Origin of the sequence: Rhodoblastus sp. (assembly GCF_052145335.1) — a bacterium.
GTDB lineage: Bacteria > Pseudomonadota > Alphaproteobacteria > Rhizobiales > Beijerinckiaceae > Rhodoblastus.
The window spans coordinates 1-5,835 of the sequence record NZ_JBKQOU010000132.1; the positions used below are offsets into that span (position 1 = coordinate 1).

The following is a 5,835-nucleotide window of genomic DNA, read 5'->3' on the forward strand; positions in this document are numbered from 1 at the left end:
GGCGTCGCGGACCTTGCCCTTTTTCTTGGCCATGCGATTTCCTCCCCTCGCTTTTTGTCCGGCCATGGCGCCAGACCGGAGCTTGCAACAAGTCTGTCACATTGCGCCGGATTTGCACATGCGGTCCGAGAAGCAAATTTGAGCGCCGCGCTTTGCGGGAAGTCATTATTGGGTCGCGAAGCGGGTCTAAGCGATGTACAACTAAACAAAGAGGGCCAAAGCGGCAAAGCTGCGCAAAGCTGACGAGATGATCTGAGTAGAGGGAGCCTTACGTGCGCATTTCCGTCCTTGCCGCGCTTGTTTGCAGCGGCCTCGCACTTCCGGCGCATGCGCAGGAGCAAGCCGCCGCTCTCCCCGTCGGAATCGTCCTCGCCAATCGCGCCCCCGTCGCCAAGACCGCCGAATTCGTCGGTCGCGTCGAGGCGACCAATCGCGTCGAGATCAAGGCGCGGGTCACCGGCTATCTCGAATCCGTCGATTTCAAGGAAGGCGACGAGGTCAAGGAAGGCGCGCCGCTTTATCGCATCGAGAAGGACCAGTTCAAGGCGGCGGTAGAAATGGCGCGCGGCGTGCTGGAGCGCGACAAGGCGGCCAAGACGCTGTCGGAAATTGACCTGCAGCGCGCGCAGGAACTGATGAACAAGGGCAGCGGCACCGTGGTGGCGCGCGACAAGGCGCGCGCGGCGGATGAGCAGACGCTGGGCTCGCTGATCTCGGACCAGGCCAACCTCGAAACCGCGAACATCAACCTGCGCTATACCGACATCACCGCCCCCATTTCGGGAAAAGTCGGCAAGACCAATGTCACCAAGGGCAATGTGGTCGGGCCGGACAGCGGCGTGCTCACGGTGATCGTCAGCCAGGACCCGATCTATGTCGCCTTCCCGGTGAGCCAGCGCGAATTTTTACGCGTGAAGACGGAGGAGGCGGAGGCCGAAGCCAGACGCGACACGATCAAGGTCCAGCTGCATTTCTCCAACGGGCAGACCTATGACCATCTCGGAACGATCAATTTCGTCGACGTGACCGTGGACCGCAAGACCGACACCATGCTGGTGCGCGCCACTTTCCCCAATCCGGACTCGACGCTGGTCGACGGGCAATTGGTGCGGGTCAATCTGGAAAGCGGCAAGCCGGAGGAAAAAGTCGTCGTCCCGCAGGCGGCTTTGATCGCGGATCAGGAAGGGCTCTATGTCTTCGTCGTCGAGGACGGAAAGGCAGCGGTCAAACGCGTCAAGACCGGCGCCGAGAGCGGCGCGGGCGTCGTGGTCGAGCAGGGACTTTCGGGCGGCGAGCAGGTGATCGTGCAGGGCCTGCAGGGCGTTCGTCCGGGCGCGGCGGTGCGCGCCAATCCCCTGCAGCAGACGCTGGTGGGAGACTGATCCGATGTTCTCCTCGATCTTTGTCGACCGGCCGCGGCTGGCGATCGTCATCGCCATCGTGACCACCATCGCCGGCGCCCTGGCGCTGATGGCGATCCCCGTCGCGCAATATCCCGATATCGTGCCGCCGCAGGTGTCCGTCACCACGTTCTTTCCCGGCGCGAATTCCAAGGTCGTCGAGGAATCGATCGCCCAGCCGATCGAGGCGCAGGTCGTCGGCGTCGACAAGATGATCTACATGAAGAGCGTCAGCGGCGACGACGGCAGCTACACGCTCACCGCCTCCTTCGAACTCGGCACGAATCCCGACATCAACACCGTCAACGTCAATAATCGCGTGCAGACCGCGATGGCCAGCCTGCCGTCCGACGTGCAGCGCCAGGGCGTGACGGTGAAGAAAAAATCCTCGGCTTTGCTCGGGGTCATCGCTTTCTATGCGCCCAAGGGCACGCATGATCCGCTGTTCCTGTCGAATTACGTCACCATCAACCTGCTCGACCGGATCAAGAGCACGGCCGGCGTCGGCGACGCCACGCTCTGGGGCCCGCAGGACTACGCCATGCGGGCCTGGGTGCGCACCGACCGGCTCACCGGCCTCGGCCTGACCACCGGCGACGTCATCGACGCCATCAAGGCGCAGAACGTCCAGGCGGCGGTGGGCCGCATCGGCGCCCGCCCGGCCTCGAACGATCAGCAATTGCAGCTCAACATCCAGACCAAGGGCCGGTTGAGCTCGATCAAGGATTTCGAGCAGATCGTCATCCGCACCAATCCCGACGGCTCGATCCTGCGCCTCGGCGATGTCGCCCGGCTGGAGCTGGGCGCCGCCAATCTCGACCGCGACACGCGATTCAACGGCGGGCCGGCCGCGGTGGTGGCGATCTATCAGGCGCCGGGCGCCAACGCCATCGCCACCTTGAAGGAAGTGCGCGCCAAGCTGGCCGAGGCGCAAACGCGCTTTCCGGAAGACCTCGAATGGAAGGTCGTCTACGACCCGACCCAATTCGTCACCGACACCATCCACGAAGTGCAGAAAACGCTGGTCGAGGCCTTCGTCCTCGTGGTCCTGGTGGTCTTCCTGTTCCTCGGCAGCGTCCGCGCCACCTTGATCCCGACGCTGGCCGTGCCGGTCAGCCTGATCGGCACCTTCATCGCCCTGCTCGCCGTTGGCTATTCGGCCAATACGGTTTCGCTGCTCGCCATCGTGCTGGCGATCGGCATTGTCGTCGACGACGCCATTGTCGTGGTCGAGAATGTCGAACGCGTGATGGAGGAGCATCCCGAACTTTCGGCGGCCGAGGCGACCAAGAAGGCGATGGGCGAGATCACGGCGCCGATCATCGCCATCACCCTCGTGCTGCTCTCGGTCTTCGTGCCCGTCGCCTTCATTCCCGGCATTTCCGGCGAATTGTTCCGGCAGTTCGCGGTCACGGTCGCGGTAGCCATGCTGCTGTCGGCGATCAACGCCCTGACCCTGTCGCCGGCCTTGTGCAGCCTGCTGCTCAAGCGCCACCACGGACCGAGGAAGGGACCGATCGGCTGGGTCATGCGGTCGATCGACAAGGTGCGCGATTCCTACGGCGCCGTCGTCGCCCGCCTGGTGCGCATTTCGGTGATCGGACTGGTCATGGTCGGCGTCGCCGTCGCCGGCATCGTCGGCCTGGGGAAGGTGACGCCGACCGGCTTCCTGCCGGAAGACGACCAGGGCGCGCTGTTCGTCGTCGTGCAATTGCCGGGCGGCGCCTCGGTCGCGCGCACCACCGACGCCATCGGCCAGGCGGAGGCGATCCTCAAGGACGAGCCCGCCGTCAACGACGTGACCTCGGTGGTCGGCCTGAACTTCATCGACAATTACTCCGAGCCGAACGCCGCCTTCATGGTGGTCACGCTCAAGGAGTTCGACCATCGCAAGGATCCTTCGCTCGCCGCCAAAGAGGTGATCGCCCGGCTCGGCGGCAAATTCCGCCAGATCCAGGGCGCCAATGTCCTGCCGCTGGCGCCGCCGCCGATCATCGGCCTCGGCACGGGCGGCGGCTTCACCTATGTGCTGGAGGATCTGCGCGGCGGCGATCCCAAGGCCATGGCGCAAACCGTGCGCGGCCTGCTGGTCGCGGCCAATCAGGACCCGCAATTGAGCCGGGTGTTCAGCACTTTCTCGGCGACCAATCCGTCGGTCTTCCTCGACATCGACCGCGACAAGGCGCAGATCCTCGGCGTCGACCTGAGCAGCGTGTTCCAGTCCCTGCAAGCCTCGCTGGGCGGTTATTTCGTCAACAACATGAACCTTTACGGACGCACCTGGCAGGTCCAGGTGCAGGCCGAGGCCGCCGACCGGTCTGGAATCGACGACATTTACCGGATCAATGTCCGCAGCAAGGACGGCGAGATGATTCCGCTGCGCAGCCTGGCCGAGCCGCAGATCGTGGTCGGCCCATCGGCGCTGATCCGCTACAATAACCTGCGCGCGGTGACGATCCAAGGCTCGCCGGCGGCCGGGGTTTCGTCGGGTCAGGCGCTTAACGCCATGCAGGAGGTGGCGGCGCGCAGCCTGCCGCCGGGCTATGCCGGAGAATGGACCGACACCGCCTTCCAGGAGAAAAAGGCCGAAGGCAAGACGGCGGTGATCCTCGGCTTCGCCTTGCTGTTCGCCTATCTCTTTCTGGTGGCGCTATACGAAAGCTGGTCGATCCCGGTTCCGGTGCTGCTGTCGGTCGCCATCGCCGTGCTCGGCTCCTACGCCGCCATGGTGTTGGCGCATCTGACCCTCGATCTCTACGCCCAGATCGGCATGGTGGTGCTGATCGGCCTCGCCGCCAAGAACGGCATTCTGATCGTCGAATTCGCCAAGGAAAAGCGCGAACAGGGCGTGCCTTTGCTGGAAGCGGCGGCGGAGGGCGCGCGCCTGCGCTTCCGTCCGGTGATGATGACCTCCTTCGCCTTCATCCTCGGGCTTTATCCGCTGGTCGTCGCCACCGGCGCCTCGCAGCTGGCGCGGCGCGACGTCGGCACGCCCGTGTTCGGCGGCATGATCCTCGCGTCCTTCGTCGGCATTTTCGCCATCCCGCCACTTTATGTGGTGTTCCAGGCGATCCGCGAAAAACTGAGGCCCGGCTCGCGGCCAAGCCCCAAGCCCGACGCGGATGCTGCCAAGATCGACGCGATTGAGCCGGAGCATAAGGCGCCAGCCGAATGAGCCCGTGAAGACAGCGCCGGGAAAAAAATAAGCTTTCTCGGTCTCGGGCGTGATTACGTTGAACCAGGTCAATGCTTAATTTGGTAATATAAGTCAAAGTCTGGCAAATATAGTGTTGGGAGGAAACAATGGCCAATATTGACGATCTCCTGCCTTCAGCACAGGATTGCATGAAAACCATCGCCCTGGCCGAGGCTGAAAAGGCCTCCGCCTATATGCGCCAGAGGGCGGCGGCAGAAGCCGAAAAAAAGGCGCTAATGGACAAGTTCGCAAAGCCGTCGGGCGTTTCGGACGAAGAAAGGATGAAGCGCGCGGCGGGCATCATCCAGCGCGCCGTGAGCAATGGCATGACCGAGGTCTTCCTTGGCAAAGTACCGAAGGAACTGTTCACCGATCGGGGCCGCGCGATAAATCAGACCGAGCCGGGTTGGGAAAACACGCTCACCGGATTGCCGAAGGAGATCTATGACTTCTGGAAAAAACACCTGCAGCAGCGCGGCTACAAGCTGCGATTCCAGGTCGTCGACTATCCGGACGGAATGCCGGGAGACATCGGCATGACGTTGAGTTGGATGTGAAGCGGCCTGTCCGTTGGCGGAGTTTTTGAGACGAATCGCGATGCTGAGGAGAGGTCGGCGTTGACGAGATGTCCCGGCCGCTTAATCATCCAGTGGTCAGGCGCTACAATGTTCTGATTATGCCAAAACAAGCCGGCTGGATGCGGTGGGCGCCTGGGCTTCTCGTTCTCCGCGAATATCAGGCCTCGTGGCTCGCCCATGACGTCGTCGCCGGACTGGTCCTGGCGACCATGCTGGCCCCTGTTGGCATCGCCTATGCCGTGGCGTCTGGACTGCCTGGCATTTATGGCCTTTACGCCACCATAGTTCCCTTGTTGGCTTACGCCCTGTTCGGACCCAGCCGAATTCTGGTTCTAGACTAAGCCGGCCGCTGGTCGAGGATCTCCAGGTCTATATGCGCGAGCAAGCCGCCAGACTGTCGCGCGGGCATGATCTGGTCAAGGCGATCAATTACATTCTCAAGCGTTGGGCAGCCTTCACGCTTTTTCTGAACGATGGCCGTGTTTGCCTTTCCAACAATGCCGCCGAGCGTGGCCTGCGCGGCATCGCCCAAGGAAGAAAGTCGTGGCTGTTCTGCGGTTCGGATCGTGGGGGCGAGCGCGCAGCGGCGATGTACAGCCTCATTATCACGTGCAAGATGAACGGCGTCGACCCGCAGGCCTGGCTGGCCGATGTCCTCTCC

4 protein-coding genes and 2 pseudogenes are annotated in these 5,835 nt (G+C 63.0%); all 6 read left to right on the top strand.

From position 1 onward, the window contains the following. Positions 1–243: hypothetical protein (locus ACLP2E_RS09335; RefSeq protein WP_442465747.1), on the top strand; the 243-nt coding region annotated here is incomplete at its 5' end. A gap of 29 nt (positions 244–272) precedes the next feature. After that, complete coding sequence (locus ACLP2E_RS09340; RefSeq protein ID WP_442464703.1) at positions 273–1,382, top strand: efflux RND transporter periplasmic adaptor subunit; 1,110 nt, start codon at positions 273–275, stop codon at positions 1,380–1,382. Positions 1,383–1,386: 4 nt separating this feature from the next. After that, positions 1,387–4,575, top strand: coding sequence for an efflux RND transporter permease subunit (locus ACLP2E_RS09345; RefSeq protein ID WP_442465748.1), 3,189 nt, complete (start codon positions 1,387–1,389; stop codon positions 4,573–4,575). Between the two features lie 128 nt (positions 4,576–4,703). Beyond that, entirely contained in the window at positions 4,704–5,153 is a 450-nt protein-coding gene (locus tag ACLP2E_RS09350; protein ID WP_442461255.1) for a hypothetical protein, read from the top strand. Positions 5,154–5,272: 119 nt separating this feature from the next. Continuing rightward, a pseudogene (locus ACLP2E_RS09355) lies at positions 5,273–5,509 on the top strand (SulP family inorganic anion transporter); the annotation flags it as partial. A gap of 5 nt (positions 5,510–5,514) precedes the next feature. Then, positions 5,515–5,835: pseudogene (locus tag ACLP2E_RS09360) on the top strand (IS66 family transposase); the annotation flags it as partial.